This is a genomic window from Pectobacterium aroidearum (genome assembly GCF_015689195.1).
GTDB lineage: Bacteria > Pseudomonadota > Gammaproteobacteria > Enterobacterales > Enterobacteriaceae > Pectobacterium > Pectobacterium aroidearum.
Genome location: NZ_CP065044.1, coordinates 795513 through 810365 on the forward strand (window position 1 = coordinate 795513; position 14853 = coordinate 810365).

The window sequence follows — 14853 nt, forward strand, 5'->3', positions numbered from 1 at the left end:
TGTTTATTCCTTGGAGGGTGTTTTGATTAAGTCAGCGCTATTGGTTCTGGAAGACGGAACCCAATTCCACGGTCGGGCCATTGGGGCAGAAGGGTCGGCAGTGGGGGAAGTGGTCTTCAATACGTCGATGACCGGTTATCAAGAAATCCTTACTGATCCTTCCTATTCCCGCCAGATTGTCACTCTCACTTATCCCCATATCGGTAATGTCGGCGCCAATGCCAACGATGAAGAATCCCCCTCTGTACAGGCTCAAGGTCTGGTTATTCGCGATTTACCTCTGATTGCCAGCAACTACCGTAGTGAAGAAAGCCTGTCTGAATACCTCAAACGCAACAACATCGTCGCCATTGCTGATATTGATACCCGTAAACTGACCCGTCTGCTGCGTGAAAAAGGCGCACAGAATGGCTGCATCATCGCGGGCGATGCGCCGGATGCCGCTGTTGCGCTGGAGAAAGCGAAAGCGTTCCCAGGGCTGAAAGGGATGGATTTGGCAAAAGAAGTGACGACGGCAGAAAGCTACAGCTGGTTACAGGGAAGCTGGACGCTGGAAGGCGAATTGCCTGCGGCGAAAAACGAAAGTGAGCTGCCTTACCACGTCGTGGCCTATGACTACGGTGTGAAACGCAACATTCTGCGTATGCTGGTGGATCGCGGCTGCCGTCTGACGGTCGTTCCGGCACAGACACCCGCCGAAGATGTGCTGAAACTGAATCCAGATGGCATTTTCCTCTCTAACGGCCCGGGCGACCCAGAGCCGTGTGATTACGCGATTCGCGCGATTAAAACCTTCCTGGACACGGATATTCCGGTATTCGGTATCTGCCTGGGTCACCAACTGCTGGCGCTGGCGAGCGGTGCGAAGACCATCAAAATGAAGCTGGGTCACCACGGCGGTAACCATCCGGTAAAAGATCTGGATAACAACTGTGTGATGATCACCGCGCAGAACCACGGCTTTGCAGTGGATGAAAATAATCTGCCTGATACGCTGCGCGTCACGCATAAATCCCTGTTTGACCACACGGTTCAGGGGATTCACCGCACGGATAAGCCAGCGTTCAGCTTCCAGGGTCACCCAGAAGCCAGCCCGGGCCCGCACGATGCTGCGCCGCTGTTCGACCACTTTATTGACTTGATTCAGACTTACCGTTCTTCAGCTAAATAATCAGGAGCGAGAAAATGCCAAAACGTACAGATATTAAAAGCATCCTGATTCTGGGCGCAGGCCCGATTGTTATCGGCCAGGCGTGTGAGTTTGACTACTCGGGTGCACAAGCCTGTAAAGCACTGCGCGAAGAGGGCTACCGCGTTATTCTGGTGAACTCTAACCCGGCAACCATCATGACCGACCCGGAAATGGCCGATGCGACCTACATCGAGCCGATTCACTGGGAAGTGGTGCGTAAAATCATTGAAAAAGAGCGTCCAGACGCGGTGCTGCCAACGATGGGTGGCCAGACCGCGCTGAACTGTGCGCTGGAGCTGGAACGTCAGGGCGTGCTGGCGGAGTTCGGCGTCACCATGATTGGTGCAACGGCGGATGCGATTGATAAAGCAGAAGATCGTCGTCGTTTTGACGTTGCGATGAAGAAGATCGGTCTGGACACGGCGCGTTCTGGTATCGCACACACAATGGAAGAAGCACTGGCTGTTGCGGCTGACGTTGGCTTCCCGTGCATCATCCGTCCTTCCTTCACTATGGGCGGCACCGGCGGCGGTATCGCTTACAACCGCGAAGAGTTTGAAGAGATCTGCGAACGCGGTCTGGATCTTTCACCAACCAAAGAGCTGCTGATTGATGAATCGCTGATCGGTTGGAAAGAGTATGAGATGGAAGTGGTGCGTGATAAGAACGACAACTGCATCATCGTCTGCTCCATCGAAAACTTCGATGCCATGGGGATCCACACGGGTGACTCCATCACCGTCGCACCGGCGCAAACGCTGACCGATAAAGAATATCAAATCATGCGTAACGCCTCGATGGCGGTACTGCGTGAAATCGGTGTAGAAACCGGTGGTTCCAACGTTCAGTTCTCGGTGAACCCGAAAACTGGCCGTCTGATCGTGATTGAAATGAACCCGCGCGTATCGCGTTCTTCCGCGCTGGCGTCTAAAGCTACGGGTTTCCCGATTGCGAAAATCGCGGCCAAACTGGCGGTGGGGTACACGCTCGATGAACTGATGAATGACATCACTGGTGGCCGTACGCCAGCGTCCTTCGAGCCTGCCATTGACTACGTTGTTACCAAGATTCCACGTTTCAACTTCGAAAAATTCGCGGGTGCCAACGATCGTCTGACCACGCAGATGAAATCGGTGGGTGAAGTGATGGCGATTGGTCGCACACAGCAGGAATCCCTGCAGAAAGCGCTGCGCGGGCTGGAAGTCGGCGCAACGGGCTTCGATCCGAAAGTGGATTTAGATGACCCTGAAGCGCTGACCAAAATTCGCCGCGAGCTGAAAGATGCCGGTGCAGAGCGTATCTGGTACATCGCCGATGCCTTCCGCGCAGGGATGTCTGTCGATGGCGTGTTTAACCTGACCAACGTCGATCGCTGGTTCCTGGTGCAGATTGAAGAGCTGGTGCGTCTGGAAGAGCAGGTCGCAGAGAAAGGTGCAACCGCATTGGATGCCGAATTCCTGCGTACGCTGAAGCGTAAAGGCTTTGCTGATGCGCGTCTGGCTAAACTGGCTGGCGTGGCGGAAAGCGAAATTCGCAAACTGCGCGATAAATTCAACCTGCATCCGGTCTATAAGCGCGTCGACACCTGTGCGGCAGAATTCGCCACCGATACGGCTTACATGTACTCCACGTATGAAGAAGAGTGTGAAGCCAATCCGACTCAGGATCGTGACAAAATCATGGTGCTGGGCGGCGGACCTAACCGTATCGGTCAGGGGATCGAATTTGACTACTGCTGCGTCCACGCTTCGCTGGCGCTGCGTGAAGATGGTTATGAAACCATCATGGTCAACTGCAACCCGGAAACCGTTTCAACAGACTACGATACGTCTGACCGCTTGTACTTCGAGCCGGTAACGTTTGAAGATGTGCTGGAAATCGTCCGTATCGAGAAGCCAAAAGGCGTTATCGTGCAGTACGGTGGCCAGACGCCGCTGAAACTGGCGCGTGCTCTGGAAGCGGCAGGTGTGCCGGTTATCGGTACCAGCCCGGACGCGATTGACCGTGCAGAAGACCGCGAGCGTTTCCAACAGGCTGTGAATCGCCTTGGACTGAAGCAACCGGCTAATGCCACGGTAGCAACGATTGAGCAGGCGGTAGAAAAAGCGCGCGGCATCGGTTACCCGCTGGTCGTCCGTCCTTCTTATGTTCTGGGCGGTCGTGCGATGGAAATCGTGTATGACGAAATCGACCTGCGTCGCTACTTCCAGACTGCCGTTAGCGTCTCCAACGATGCCCCAGTACTGTTAGACCGCTTCCTTGATGATGCTATCGAAGTTGACGTTGATGCGATCTGTGACGGAGAACGCGTGCTGATTGGCGGCATCATGGAGCACATCGAGCAGGCAGGCGTTCACTCCGGTGACTCGGCTTGTTCACTGCCGGCTTACACGCTGAGCAAAGAGATTCAGGACGTGATGCGTCAGCAGGTTGAGAAACTGGCGTTTGAACTTTGCGTTCGCGGGCTGATGAACGTGCAGTTCGCGGTGAAGGATAACGAAGTTTATCTGATTGAAGTGAACCCACGTGCTGCGCGTACCGTACCGTTTGTCTCGAAAGCGACGGGCGTTCCATTGGCGAAAGTCGCTGCACGCGTGATGGCAGGCAAAACGCTGGCTGAGCAGGGCGTCACCAAAGAAATCATCCCGCCGTACTACTCGGTGAAAGAAGTGGTGCTGCCGTTCAACAAATTCCCTGGCGTTGACCCGATTCTGGGGCCAGAAATGCGTTCGACTGGGGAAGTGATGGGCGTTGGTCGCACGTTTGCCGAAGCGTTTGCCAAGGCGATGCTGGGCAGCAATTCGCACATGAAGAAAACCGGACGTGCGCTGCTGTCGGTGCGTGAAGGCGACAAAGCGCGCGTGGTGGATCTGGCGGCCAAACTGCTGAAGCACGGCTTTGAGCTGGATGCGACGCACGGTACGGCGATTGAACTGGGTGAAGCGGGCATTAATCCGCGTCTGGTGAACAAGGTGCATGAAGGTCGTCCGCACATTCAGGACCGCATCAAGAACGGCGAGTACACCTACATCGTCAACACCACCGCAGGGCGTCAGGCGATTGAAGACTCCAAGCTGATTCGCCGCAGTGCGCTGCAATACAAGGTGCATTACGACACGACGCTGAACGGCGGTTTCGCCACGGCAATGTCGTTGACAGCCGATCCGACGGAGAAGGTCACCTCCGTGCAGGAAATGCATGCGATGATTAAAGGCTGATTGACCGACCTCGGTAGACAATAAGCTGATGATGAAAGCCAGCGTTGGTAACAGCGCTGGCTTTTTTGTATTTTTGTTTAGCCTGAAATCCTCTTTCCAGCCACTCTGTTTTGAGGCAGGTATTGAGCAGGTTTCCTATGCCTGAAATCAGGGTGAGATGATGTCCAGAACGCAGCGTTTGCTTGAGCTTTTACAGATATTACGCCATCACCGGTTTCCCGTAACAGGGGCGTATTTGGCGGAAAAGTTAAGTGTGAGCCAGAGAACGGTCTATCGTGATATTGCCACGCTACAGTTGCAGGGAGCGCATATTGAGGGAGAGGCGGGATTAGGTTATATCCTGCGCCCAGGGTTCATTCTGCCCCCTCTGATGTTTTCAGAAGAGGAAATTGAAGCATTAGTGTTGGGCTCGCGCTGGGTCGTCCGAAGAACAGATGAGCGTTTGGCGGGGGCAGCCCGTAATGCGTTGATGAAGATTGCCGCGGTATTACCACCAGAGTTGCGTAACGCGCTTGATTCTTCAGGACTATTAGTGGGTAAGGCGGAATTTACTCCCGCTGTTGTTATCGACTTATCAGCCTTACGTCACGCCATTCGGGCAGAACGGCGCACGGAGATTGCTTATTGTGACCTTCAGGGCAATGAGTCTCTCCGAATTATCTGGCCGTTTGCATTGGGATTTTTCGATCAAACGCATGTGATTGCCGCCTGGTGCGAACGCCGTCAGCAGTTTCGTCATTTCAGGGCTGAACGCATCCGTAGTATGACGGTGTTGGAGCAGCGTTATCCTCGTCGTCGCCAGCAGTTATTAAGAGAATGGCATGAAAAAGAGGACATTCCTCAGCAGTAATGGCTACTGACAGAAATTGACATCAGTGCGTACTACGATGCATTCAGGCAAGCAGAAGCCTTCTGCTTATTACCCACCTGATTACAGGGAGTCTCTGATGAACGCACCAAATTTTATTATTTTATATGTAGAAGATGCCGTTACCAGCGAACGTTTCTATCGTGAACTGTTTGATTTTCAGCCTGTTGAGAAGTCGGAAAACTTTGCCATGTTTGCCTTTGACTCAGGGCTGTTATTGGGGTTGTGGTCTAAGCATGAGGTTAAACCGCTAACTCAACTGGCGGGCGGTGGTAGCGAATTAGCCATTCGTGTCGAGAGTGAGGTCGCACTGAACGCGATTTATGAAAACTGGAAGGCACGGGATATAACTATCGCTCAGGATATCACCCAGATGGATTTTGGCCTGACATTCGTAGCACTCGATCCCGATCACCATCGGTTACGTGTTTATTATGCCAGCTACTAAGCTAGCGTCAGGATAAGAACATAACCCCTTCGGTGAAAATCGAGGGGGTTTTTATATCAATCCAGACGGTGACAGGAGAGCAAGTCTGGTAGCAATCTCACCCCAGTGCCACCTTGATGCCCAATGCGATCAATACCGTTCCTAGCAGCTTATCCACCAGTTTTTGCACTTTAGCCAACCCACGCCGCACGGGTTCGCTTTGGAAAAGCACGACTAACAGCGGCCACCAGACGGCAGATAGCAGCAAGATAATCATGGCGTACCACAGCTTTTCACCGATGCCGGAGTGAATATTCAAAACCTGCGTAAACATCGCCAGAAAGAACAGTGTGGCTTTTGGGTTAAGCAGGTTGCAGAGGTAACCTTGCAGGAACGCTTTTTTCAGGCTGACGCTTTGTTGTACCAGATTTGATACGTCCATCTTGCTGCCACCGCGTGCGAATAACGCTTGAATACCGATCCAGATCAGATAGGCGGCGCCTGCATATTTCAGTACATTAAACAGCCACGGTGTAGTGGTGATGACGACGGCGAGCCCGGCGACGCAGTACGCCATATGGGTTGCTACACCGCAGACTACGCCAAACGCGGTCATCAGCGCGGCGACGCGCGGGTAACGCGCGGCATTCCTGATGACGAGGAAAAAGTCGGGGCCGGGAGATATCATGCCCAGCGTGGCGATGGTCGCGACAAACAGCGATGTTTCTAACATGATCATTCCTGAGCGTGAAAAGAGTAATGTCGCTTGAAATGATAGCGCCAGAATAATGAATTCGCATCACACTTATTGGTTATTCGGCGGCGATATGTTAACAATTATCCTTTCATTTTTTGTGGTTAATTTCAGGGGCGGGTTGAGATAACAACATGGTCAGTGAATGTGAGAACCGTGAATTACTAAGTAATACAAAACGGATGGGTGAAGCGCCACAGCAGCGGGAAATAACCCGCTTGTGCATCCAGTGTGCACTGCTGCTGTTACAGCATGGCGCGGAGAGTATGGTCGTGGAACAACTATCATCACGGTTGGGCATGGCGCTCGGCGCTGATAGCGTCGAGAGTTCAATCTCGGCCAATTCCATTGTCCTGACCACCATCATGCAAGGGCATTGCCTGACGTCGACGCGGAAGAATGTGGACCGTGGCATTAATATGCACGTCGTCATTGAGGTGCAGCATGCGGTCATCATGGCCGAGCATAAACTGCTGGATGTGGCGGGGGTGGAAAAGCGTTTGGGGAATATCAAACCCCTGCGCTACCCGCGCTGGCTGATGGTTACCGTTGTGGCGCTTTCCTGCGGCTGCTTCAGCCGTTTGAACGGCGGTGGGTGGGATGCGTTTATCGTCACGCTGATTGCCAGCGGTCTGGCGATGTACGTCCGACAGGTCTTTACGGCACGACACCTGAATCCGTTGATCAACTTCTGTATTACGGCGTTTGTCGCGACGTCGGCATCTGGCCTGTTGATGCGTTTACCTGCGTTTTCTCAAACCTCGACGGTGGCGATGGCTGCGAGCGTGCTGCTGCTGGTGCCGGGGTTCCCGTTGATTAACGCCGTGGCGGATATGTTTAAAGGGCATGTGAATACCGGCCTGGCACGCTGGACGGTCGCGAGTTTGCTGACGTTGGCAACCTGTATTGGTGTGGTGATGGCGATGTCACTGTGGGGGTTACGCGGATGGGCTTAAGTTTACTGTGGGCGCTCTTGCAGGATATGGCGCTGGCGGCGGTCCCTGCATTGGGGTTTGCAATGGTCTTCAACGTACCGCTGAAAGTGCTGCCTTACTGCGCGTTGCTGGGTGGCGTTGGGCACGGCGTACGGTTTCTGGCGATACATTTCGGTATGAATATCGAATGGGCGTCGTTTCTGGCGGCGATCCTGATTGGCATCATCGGTATTCGCTGGTCACGCTGGCTGCTGGCACACCCGAAAGTCTTCACCGTAGCGGCTGTGATCCCGATGTTTCCCGGTATTTCCGCCTACACGGCAATGATTTCGGTGGTGGAGATTTCGCATCTTGGCTACAGCGAAGCGCTGATGAGCGTGATGATAACCAATTTTCTGAAGGCCAGTTTTATCGTTGGTGCGCTCTCTATCGGCCTGTCTTTGCCGGGAATCTGGCTCTACCGTAAACGGCCGGGAGTATAAAACTCTTATATTACGTTTCGGTCTTGTATCTATATCGACGAGCGGAGGGGCTTTCCGTATAGTGTCAGCAATTTTCTGACCTACAGGGTTTTTTCACCATGGTTATTAGTTTGATTGCTGCACTGGCAGTGGATCGCGTGATCGGTATGGAAAACGCGATGCCGTGGCATTTGCCCGCCGATCTGGCATGGTTTAAGCGTAATACGCTTAATAAGCCGATTATTATGGGGCGTAATACTTTTCGTTCTATCGGTCAGCCGCTGCCCGGCCGACTGAACATTGTCGTCAGCAATCATCCCGGTGATGACGATCGTGTGACCTGGGTTTCTTCGCTGGATGCTGCACTGGCGGCGGCGGGAGAGGTTGAGGAAGTGATGGTGATTGGTGGTGGCAGTATTTATCAGCAAATGCTGGCGCAGGCTAACCGTCTCTACCTAACGCACATTGATGCTGAAGTGGAAGGCGACACGCATTTCCCTGACTATGAGCCGGATGAATGGCAGTCTGTTTTCAGCGAATTCCATGATGCTGACGAGCGTAACTCACACAGTTATTGCTTCGAAATTCTGGAACGTCGCTAAGTGTAATAGCGCTGTCGACATACCATACTCGCCAAACCCGCCTTGTGCGGGTTTTTTCGTTTTCTGACCCGATGTTTTTAATTTGCCGTCTGGCAGCTTTCCCAAATGGCGTTTCTCAGCCAGCGATGCGCAGGATCGCTCCCGCGTCGCGTGTGCCATACCTGCTGGAAGGCAAAATCGGGTATCGTGAACGGGGGCGGAAAAATGTGCAAATCTGGCGTATTGATTCGCGCCATGCTACGCCGCGCGGCTGTCAAAATCAGGTCAGTTCCGGCAATGAGGTTGATGGCAGCATGCCAGTGGGGCAGCGTCAGTATGACATTGCGCGACATGCCGCTTGCGGTCAGCGTGTTGTCAATTTCATTGGCAGAATCAGGATGCATGGTGACCAGAACATGTGGCCGCTCCAGCCATGCCTCAAGCGACAGCGTACCGTTTTCTGACAGCGTGGCACGGTCAGCCAGACAGGCAAACTGCTCTTCAAAGAGGAGCTCGGCGTGCACCTCGGGTGGGCGTGTGGGGAAAACGCCGAGGCCTAAATCGATTTCTCCATCAATCAACTGTGCCAGCATCATTTCACGGCCTGCATGGCTGACGGCCAGCGAAATACCGGGTGCCTGTGTGCGTAGATACCTCATGAGCGTAGGCAAGACGGCATTCGTACCGTAATCGGAGAGCGCTAAACGGAAATGCCGCGTGGTATGGCGCGGATCGAACTGTGGCGCTTGAATCAGCCCGTTCAGTTGATCCAGCGCCTGTTCCAGCGGATCGAGTAGCGCCTGAGCGCGGGTCGTCAGCGTCAGGCCAACTTCACGCCGGACTAGCAGCGGATCGTTAAAAATCTGGCGCAGCTGTGCTAACGAATGGCTGACGGCAGGCTGACTGCGGTGCAGGCGCAGCGCTGCCCGCGTGACGTGTTTTTCCGTCAACAGCGCGTGCAGTGTTAACAACAGATTCATATCGATACGCCGCAAATCATCCATTCTATGCATACCTTACGTATAAATTACGAATTTCCATCAGTGTAATGGATAGGTGAGTATTGGAACATCCCAATTATGTTGTGAACTTTATAGTGTGAACGAGGGGGGTCCATGTCGTTATTCTCTTCTTTTTCTCTCTCATTGCTGCTGCCGCTGGGTATTGCTGTGCTTGCCGGGAGCATTGTGCCTTTTCAGGCTGCCAGCAATGCGGCGCTGGGGCGTGCGTTAGGCCATCCTCTTTGGGCAACGCTGGTCTCCCTGCTGGTCAGTATTTGTGTGTTATTACCGATCCTGTTTGCTGCCCGGATACCGACGCCTGCGGTTGGCGCTGCTTTGCAGGGGCCGTGGTGGGTTTGGCTGGGTGGTGTCGCGGGCGTTGCTTATATCACCGCCGCGTTGTTGCTGACGCCAAAGCTCGGTGCTTCAGGCTTTATTGTCTGTGTGATTGCTGGTCAGGTGGTGGCATCGCTGATTATCGATCATTTTGGTTTGATGGGGCTGGCGGTGAAGCCTGCGACGCTGGGGAGAATCGCGGGGGTTGCGTTAATCGTTATGGGAATGCTGGTGGTGCAATACTCTGCGGTTTCTCCGCCGCTGACAAAACCTGCCGTTGAAACCCATAAGCAACCACAATGAGCGGCGATCTCTCTATTTTTTAGCCGGAATGGGTCACATTTTCGTCATCTATTATCGCTAGTATGACAACGGGTTGCGGCTTTCCGTCGTTAAATCAAGATGTCGTTAAGCCGCTGTGTTTGATAGGTAGGAGACAGTAAGCATGACGAATAGAAACAGCAATCTGAATACTGACCGCCTGAGCGATCCACGCCGCCGTGAATTACCCTCAGGCGATGTAGAAGCCGTTGGCCTGGCTGGGTTTCTTGGTGGTGGTATTTGGTCGATTCCCGCCGAGGAGTTAGCCGCTCCGCCGTCCAAAAAGGTTCAGTCTGGGACGGCCTTCCCCTTTCTGTAACGGTGGTGCGCTGCGCATGAGCGTATGAATCCGCACGTTCAGAGCGCGATATCACCAGAAGATTCGGTATTTGATGAAAGTGACGACTGCGTGAAATAGCGCTTATCGTCCCAACGCAGCATAGTCAACTCTCCCCCCCAACAGCACCCGGTATCCAGCGCGTAAATATTTTCCGGTGTGCCTTTCCCTTCCAGCGATGCCCAGTGACCGAAGGCAATAGCATATTCCCCGGCAACCTGACTTGGCAGATCAAACCACGGTTTTAGCAGAGAAGGGGCCTGACTCGGTGGCTCTTTACAGAGCATATCCAACTGCCCGCCGGAGAAGCAGTAGCGCATACGGGTAAAGACGTTGGTGCTAAAGCGTAGACGTGCCAGGCCGCTAAGTTCTGGACTCCAGTGGTTTGGCATATCGCCATACATGGCATCAAGGAAAAGCGGGTAGCTGTCGCTACTCAGGATCGCTTCGACTTCTCGAGCGCACATCTGTGCAGTAGGGAGATCCCACTGTGGCGTGATGCCCGCGTGCGCCATCACCAGTTTCAGATCGTCATCGACCTGTAGGATCGGCTGGCGGCGTAGCCAGTTGATGAGCTCGTCTGCGTCCGGTGCGGTGAGGAGGTCGCTGATACGATCTTTCGGTTTGTTGCGGCTGATGCCAGCATAAACGGCCAACAGGTGCAGATCGTGGTTGCCGAGCACCATGCGAACAGCAGAACCGAGAGAGCGAACGAAGCGCAGAACCTGAAGCGAATCCGGGCCGCGTGCGACTAAATCGCCGGTTAACCACAGCGTATCTTGCTCAGGATTAAAGGAAACTTGCGCCAATAGCGCTTTGAGTTCAACTAAACAGCCGTGAACATCGCCAACTAAATAGGTAGACATAATTAATGTATCAGTGAAGGGATAGCCAGACGGAAAACGGGGATGGAAACCTGAAACGCTTTACCCTGATGGTCAGTCATATGGTAGTGGCCTTCCATTGTACCGAGGGGCGTTTCTATAACGGCGCCGCTGGTATATTGGAACTCGCTGCCAGGGTGGATAATCGGCTGTTCGCCGACCACGCCTTCACCCTGAACTTCAGTTTGTCGGCCGTTACCGTTGGTGATCAGCCAATAACGCCCCAAGAGCTGGACTTCATGACGCCCCAGATTGCGAACCGTGATCGTGTAAGCAAACACGAAACGTTCTTCATCAGGCTCCGATTGTGATTCCACGTAGAAGCTCTGAACCTGTACACAAACACGGGGCGCATTAATCATGATGAACTCCAGTTATTCCTGTTTTGCCGGATGCTCACTTAACCAGTTCGCCAATCGGCAATATTGCTCAACGGACACATTCTCTGCGCGGCTGGTGGCATCAATCCCCAGCTCGGCGAGCACGTCTGGGGTGAACAGATTGCCCAGACTGTTACGCAGTGTCTTACGGCGCTGGTTAAATGCTTCCGTCGTGATGCGGCTTAGCACGCGAATGTCGCTGACCGGGTAGGGGATCTCGGTATGAGGCACGAGTCGCACTACGGCGGAATCAACTTTAGGTGCGGGCTTGAATGCCTCCGGTGGCACTTCAAGCACCGGTATCACCTGACAATAATACTGCGCCATGACGCTCAGGCGCCCGAACGCTTTGCTGTTCGGCCCTGCGACCAAACGGTTAACCACTTCTTTCTGCAACATAAAATGCATGTCGCGGATAGATTGAGTATAGCTGAACAGGTGGAACATCAGCGGTGTGGAAATATTATACGGTAGGTTACCGAAAACGCGCAGCGGTTGCCCAGCTTGCTCAGCAAGTGCGGCAAAATCGATCGTCATGGCATCTTGCTGAATAATTGTCAGCTTATCTTTCAGCGTCGGATGTGTTTCCAACCGCGCGGCCAGATCCCTATCCAGCTCAATAACGGTAAAACGATCCATCCGTTCGCCGACAGGCGCGGTCAGTGCGCCGAGGCCTGGCCCGATCTCTACGACTGCTTGACCCGGCTGAGGATGAATGGCCGACACAATGCTATCGATCACGAAGTGATCGTTTAAAAAGTTTTGCCCAAAACGTTTACGGGCGAAGTGACCTTGGTGTACGCGATTATTCATTACTGTGTTTTATCATTTTAATGGCAAGATTTAATGCCGTGATGAAGCTGCCGGGGTCGGCGCTACCCGTTGCGGCCAGCTCAAGTGCTGTTCCGTGGTCAACTGATGTGCGAATAAAGGGTAACCCCAGCGTGATATTAACGGCGCGCCCGAAGCCCTGATATTTCAGAACCGGGAGCCCTTGATCGTGGTACATCGCCAACACGGCGTCAGCGTGTTGCAGATATTTGGGCTGGAAAAGCGTGTCGGCAGGCAGCGGCCCAACCAGCGTGATGCCTTGTTGCCGAAGTTCGTCCAGCGCAGGGTTAATCACATCCAGCTCTTCACGGCCCATATGGCCGCCTTCACCGGCATGAGGATTCAATCCACAAACATAAATCTGTGGTTGAACGATGCCGAATTTTGTCTGCAAATCATGGTGCAAAATCGTGATGACTTCGTGCAGACTCTGGTGGGTAATAGCCGCAGAAACGGCCGCAAGCGGCAAATGCGTGGTCGCTAAGGCAACACGCAGTTCTTCCGTCGCCAGCATCATGACGACACGGTCACAGTGGCTGCGATCGGCGAAAAATTCCGTGTGTCCACTGAACGGAACACCAGCATCATTGATAATGCCTTTATGTACCGGGCCGGTAATCAGCGCGGCGAATTCACCGTTCAGGCAGCCATCACAAGCACGGGCCAATGTCTCAACGACATAAGCGCTGTTCGCGACATTCAATTGGCCGGCAATGACGGTTGCCGATGCGGCGATCGGCAGGATGGTGAGACTACCTGCCTGCTGTGGCTGTGCGGGCTGGCCGGGTTGATAGTCGCGCAATGTCAGCGGCATAGACAGCTGCAATGCGCGAGTTAATAACAGGTCAGGATCCGCACAGATCACTAGCTCTACAGGCCAGGCCTGCTGAGCCAGAGCAATCACCAGATCGGGGCCAATCCCGGCGGGTTCGCCGGGGGTGATCACAACGCGTGGCGTATTGCTCTCAGTCTGCATTAGTTCGTGGCGCCATTAATCACTTTGACATACGCCGATGCACGCTGTTCCTGCATCCAGGTTTGTGCTTCTTCGGCGAATTTACGGTTAAAGATCATACGGTATGCCTGCTCTTTTTGCGCCGCGTCGGTTTTATCCACCTGACGGGTATCCAGCAACTGAATCAGGTGCCAGCCAAAAGAAGAGTGAATCGGCTGACTGATTTCGCCTTTCTTCAGTTTCAACAGCGCATCGCGGAAGGCCGGATCGTACATGTCTGGAGAAGCCCAGCCAAGATCGCCGCCCTGATTCGCCGAGCCAGGATCCTGAGAAAGTAGTTTGGCTTGTGCGGCGAAATCGGTGCTGCCGTTTTTGATCTGCTGTGCCACGTCGGCCAGCTTGGCTTGCGCCTGACTGTCCGTCATGACGACAGACGGTTTGATCAGAATATGGCGAGCATGTGTTTCAGTTACCGATACGCTTTTGTTACCGCCGCGAATATCGTTCACTTTCAGAATGTGGAAACCCACACCAGAACGGATCGGGCCGACGACTTGGCCTTTCTGTGCTTGCGTTAAGCGTTCAGCAAACAGCGTTGGAATTTCCTGCAATTTGCCCCAGCCCATTTGGCCGCCTTTCAGCGCCTGAGAGTCAGCCGAATAGGTGATGGCCAGCTTTCCAAAATCCGCACCTTCACTGATTTGTTTCACCAGCGACGTTGCCAGGTTTTCCGCTTCATCAACCTGCTGTTGAGTGGGGTTTTCTGGCAATGGAATCAGGATGTGGCTCAGGTTCAGCTCATCGTTTTCACCGGTCTGGTTGGCGATCTGCTTAGCCAGCGTATCAACTTCCTGCGGCAGCACAGTAACGCGGCGACGGACTTCGTTGTTACGAACTTCCGAGATCAGCATCTCTTTGCGAATCTGGCTACGGTAGGTGTTGTAGTTCAGACCTTCATAGGCCAACTGGCTTTTTAGCTGGTCCAGAGACATGCGGTTCTGCGCGGCAATATTGGTAATTGCCTGCTCCAACTGCTCATCCGTCACCTGGATGCCCATCTTCTGCGCCATTTGCAGGATGATGTTATCCATGATCAGGCGATCGGTAATCTGATGACGCAGCGTGGCATCATCCGGTAACTGCTGTCCGGCCTGCTGGGCGTTCAGTTTTACCGACTGCAAAAGACTGTTTACATCACTTTCCAACACGACGCTGTTGTCGACCACTGCTGCGACTTTATCAACCACCTGTGGTGCTGCGAACGCGGTAGAGGCACTCAGTGCCAATCCGAGAATAAGCGTTCTCCAGTTCTTCATACCTTTCCCATTATTTCATCCGCAAGGCGGGTTAAAAGTTCCAACGTTTCAGTGAG

Annotated in this window: 16 protein-coding genes; 9 read left to right on the forward strand and 7 right to left on the reverse strand. The window is 53.5% G+C overall.

What is annotated here, in order from left to right:
* Positions 1–22: 22 nt before the first annotated feature.
* From carA to I2D83_RS03575, 4 genes are all read left to right on the forward strand, one after another.
* A complete protein-coding gene (gene carA / locus I2D83_RS03560) occupies positions 23–1171 on the forward strand; it encodes a glutamine-hydrolyzing carbamoyl-phosphate synthase small subunit (protein ID WP_015841779.1) in 1149 nt (382 codons plus the stop codon).
* A gap of 14 nt (positions 1172–1185) precedes the next feature.
* Positions 1186–4410 carry a carbamoyl-phosphate synthase large subunit gene (gene carB, locus I2D83_RS03565; protein WP_180776761.1) on the forward strand — a complete coding sequence of 1075 codons (3225 nt, stop codon included), beginning with the start codon at positions 1186–1188 and terminating at the stop codon, positions 4408–4410.
* A gap of 160 nt (positions 4411–4570) precedes the next feature.
* A complete protein-coding gene (locus I2D83_RS03570) occupies positions 4571–5260 on the forward strand; it encodes a helix-turn-helix transcriptional regulator (RefSeq protein ID WP_205948136.1) in 690 nt (229 codons plus the stop codon).
* Positions 5261–5357: 97 nt separating this feature from the next.
* Positions 5358–5726: a VOC family protein gene (locus I2D83_RS03575; protein WP_015841776.1), complete on the forward strand. Its 369-nt coding sequence runs from the start codon at positions 5358–5360 to the stop codon at positions 5724–5726.
* Positions 5727–5823: 97 nt separating this feature from the next.
* Here I2D83_RS03575 and I2D83_RS03580 read toward each other — a convergent pair whose 3' ends face one another.
* Positions 5824–6438 carry a LysE family transporter gene (locus I2D83_RS03580; RefSeq protein ID WP_181829350.1) on the reverse strand — a complete coding sequence of 205 codons (615 nt, stop codon included), beginning with the start codon at positions 6436–6438 and terminating at the stop codon, positions 5824–5826.
* Positions 6439–6641: 203 nt separating this feature from the next.
* Here I2D83_RS03580 and I2D83_RS03585 point away from each other — a divergent pair, with 203 nt between their 5' ends.
* The 3 genes from I2D83_RS03585 (at position 6642) to folA (ending at position 8457) form a co-directional block, all read left to right on the forward strand.
* Positions 6642–7415, forward strand: a complete 774-nt coding sequence (locus I2D83_RS03585; protein WP_155116524.1) for a threonine/serine exporter family protein — start codon at positions 6642–6644, stop codon at positions 7413–7415.
* Positions 7406–7876 (forward strand): threonine/serine exporter, encoded by a 471-nt coding sequence (locus I2D83_RS03590; RefSeq protein ID WP_181829349.1) that lies wholly within the window; start codon positions 7406–7408, stop codon positions 7874–7876. The genes I2D83_RS03585 and I2D83_RS03590 overlap by 10 nt, the downstream gene beginning before the upstream one ends.
* 98 nt (positions 7877–7974) lie before the next feature.
* Positions 7975–8457, forward strand: coding sequence for a type 3 dihydrofolate reductase (folA, locus tag I2D83_RS03595; protein ID WP_015841772.1), 483 nt, complete (start codon positions 7975–7977; stop codon positions 8455–8457).
* 77 nt (positions 8458–8534) lie between these two features.
* Here folA and I2D83_RS03600 read toward each other — a convergent pair whose 3' ends face one another.
* The gene (locus I2D83_RS03600; protein ID WP_205947552.1) at positions 8535–9440 is read right to left on the reverse strand and encodes a LysR family transcriptional regulator; all 906 of its coding nucleotides are present in this window, start codon (positions 9438–9440) and stop codon (positions 8535–8537) included.
* 111 nt (positions 9441–9551) lie between these two features.
* Here I2D83_RS03600 and I2D83_RS03605 point away from each other — a divergent pair, with 111 nt between their 5' ends.
* Both I2D83_RS03605 and I2D83_RS03610 read left to right on the forward strand, forming a co-directional pair.
* On the forward strand, positions 9552–10076 hold the full coding sequence (locus I2D83_RS03605) for a DMT family transporter (RefSeq protein WP_015841770.1): 525 nt from the start codon (positions 9552–9554) through the stop codon (positions 10074–10076).
* A gap of 142 nt (positions 10077–10218) precedes the next feature.
* Positions 10219–10413, forward strand: a complete 195-nt coding sequence (locus I2D83_RS03610) for a hypothetical protein (protein WP_015841769.1) — start codon at positions 10219–10221, stop codon at positions 10411–10413.
* 38 nt (positions 10414–10451) lie between these two features.
* Here I2D83_RS03610 and apaH read toward each other — a convergent pair whose 3' ends face one another.
* From apaH to surA, 5 genes are read right to left on the reverse strand one after another with little or no spacing between them, the layout of a single operon-like run.
* Positions 10452–11297, reverse strand: coding sequence for a bis(5'-nucleosyl)-tetraphosphatase (symmetrical) ApaH (gene apaH / locus I2D83_RS03615; protein ID WP_015841768.1), 846 nt, complete (start codon positions 11295–11297; stop codon positions 10452–10454).
* 2 nt (positions 11298–11299) lie between these two features.
* Positions 11300–11677 (reverse strand): Co2+/Mg2+ efflux protein ApaG, encoded by a 378-nt coding sequence (apaG, locus tag I2D83_RS03620; protein WP_015841767.1) that lies wholly within the window; start codon positions 11675–11677, stop codon positions 11300–11302.
* 12 nt (positions 11678–11689) lie between these two features.
* Positions 11690–12508 carry a 16S rRNA (adenine(1518)-N(6)/adenine(1519)-N(6))-dimethyltransferase RsmA gene (gene rsmA, locus I2D83_RS03625; protein ID WP_015841766.1) on the reverse strand — a complete coding sequence of 273 codons (819 nt, stop codon included), beginning with the start codon at positions 12506–12508 and terminating at the stop codon, positions 11690–11692.
* The gene (gene pdxA / locus I2D83_RS03630) at positions 12501–13502 is read right to left on the reverse strand and encodes a 4-hydroxythreonine-4-phosphate dehydrogenase PdxA (RefSeq protein ID WP_205947553.1); all 1002 of its coding nucleotides are present in this window, start codon (positions 13500–13502) and stop codon (positions 12501–12503) included. Before pdxA ends, rsmA begins: the two co-directional genes overlap by 8 nt.
* Positions 13502–14797, reverse strand: coding sequence for a peptidylprolyl isomerase SurA (surA, locus tag I2D83_RS03635; RefSeq protein WP_015841764.1), 1296 nt, complete (start codon positions 14795–14797; stop codon positions 13502–13504). Before surA ends, pdxA begins: the two co-directional genes overlap by 1 nt.
* Between the last annotated feature and the right edge of the window lie 56 nt (positions 14798–14853).

Coding starts and splice junctions, on each gene's coding strand:
- carB (WP_180776761.1), top strand. CDS start 1,186: ATGCCAAAACGTACAGATATTAAAAGCATCCTGATTCTGGGCGCAGGC.
- I2D83_RS03570 (WP_205948136.1), top strand. CDS start 4,571: ATGTCCAGAACGCAGCGTTTGCTTGAGCTTTTACAGATATTACGCCAT.
- I2D83_RS03575 (WP_015841776.1), top strand. CDS start 5,358: ATGAACGCACCAAATTTTATTATTTTATATGTAGAAGATGCCGTTACC.
- I2D83_RS03580 (WP_181829350.1), bottom strand. CDS start 6,438: ATGTTAGAAACATCGCTGTTTGTCGCGACCATCGCCACGCTGGGCATG.
- I2D83_RS03585 (WP_155116524.1), top strand. CDS start 6,642: ATGGGTGAAGCGCCACAGCAGCGGGAAATAACCCGCTTGTGCATCCAG.
- I2D83_RS03590 (WP_181829349.1), top strand. CDS start 7,406: ATGGGCTTAAGTTTACTGTGGGCGCTCTTGCAGGATATGGCGCTGGCG.
- folA (WP_015841772.1), top strand. CDS start 7,975: ATGGTTATTAGTTTGATTGCTGCACTGGCAGTGGATCGCGTGATCGGT.
- I2D83_RS03600 (WP_205947552.1), bottom strand. CDS start 9,440: ATGGATGATTTGCGGCGTATCGATATGAATCTGTTGTTAACACTGCAC.
- I2D83_RS03605 (WP_015841770.1), top strand. CDS start 9,552: ATGTCGTTATTCTCTTCTTTTTCTCTCTCATTGCTGCTGCCGCTGGGT.
- I2D83_RS03610 (WP_015841769.1), top strand. CDS start 10,219: ATGACGAATAGAAACAGCAATCTGAATACTGACCGCCTGAGCGATCCA.
- apaH (WP_015841768.1), bottom strand. CDS start 11,297: ATGTCTACCTATTTAGTTGGCGATGTTCACGGCTGTTTAGTTGAACTC.
- apaG (WP_015841767.1), bottom strand. CDS start 11,677: ATGATTAATGCGCCCCGTGTTTGTGTACAGGTTCAGAGCTTCTACGTG.
- rsmA (WP_015841766.1), bottom strand. CDS start 12,508: ATGAATAATCGCGTACACCAAGGTCACTTCGCCCGTAAACGTTTTGGG.
- pdxA (WP_205947553.1), bottom strand. CDS start 13,502: ATGCAGACTGAGAGCAATACGCCACGCGTTGTGATCACCCCCGGCGAA.
- surA (WP_015841764.1), bottom strand. CDS start 14,797: ATGAAGAACTGGAGAACGCTTATTCTCGGATTGGCACTGAGTGCCTCT.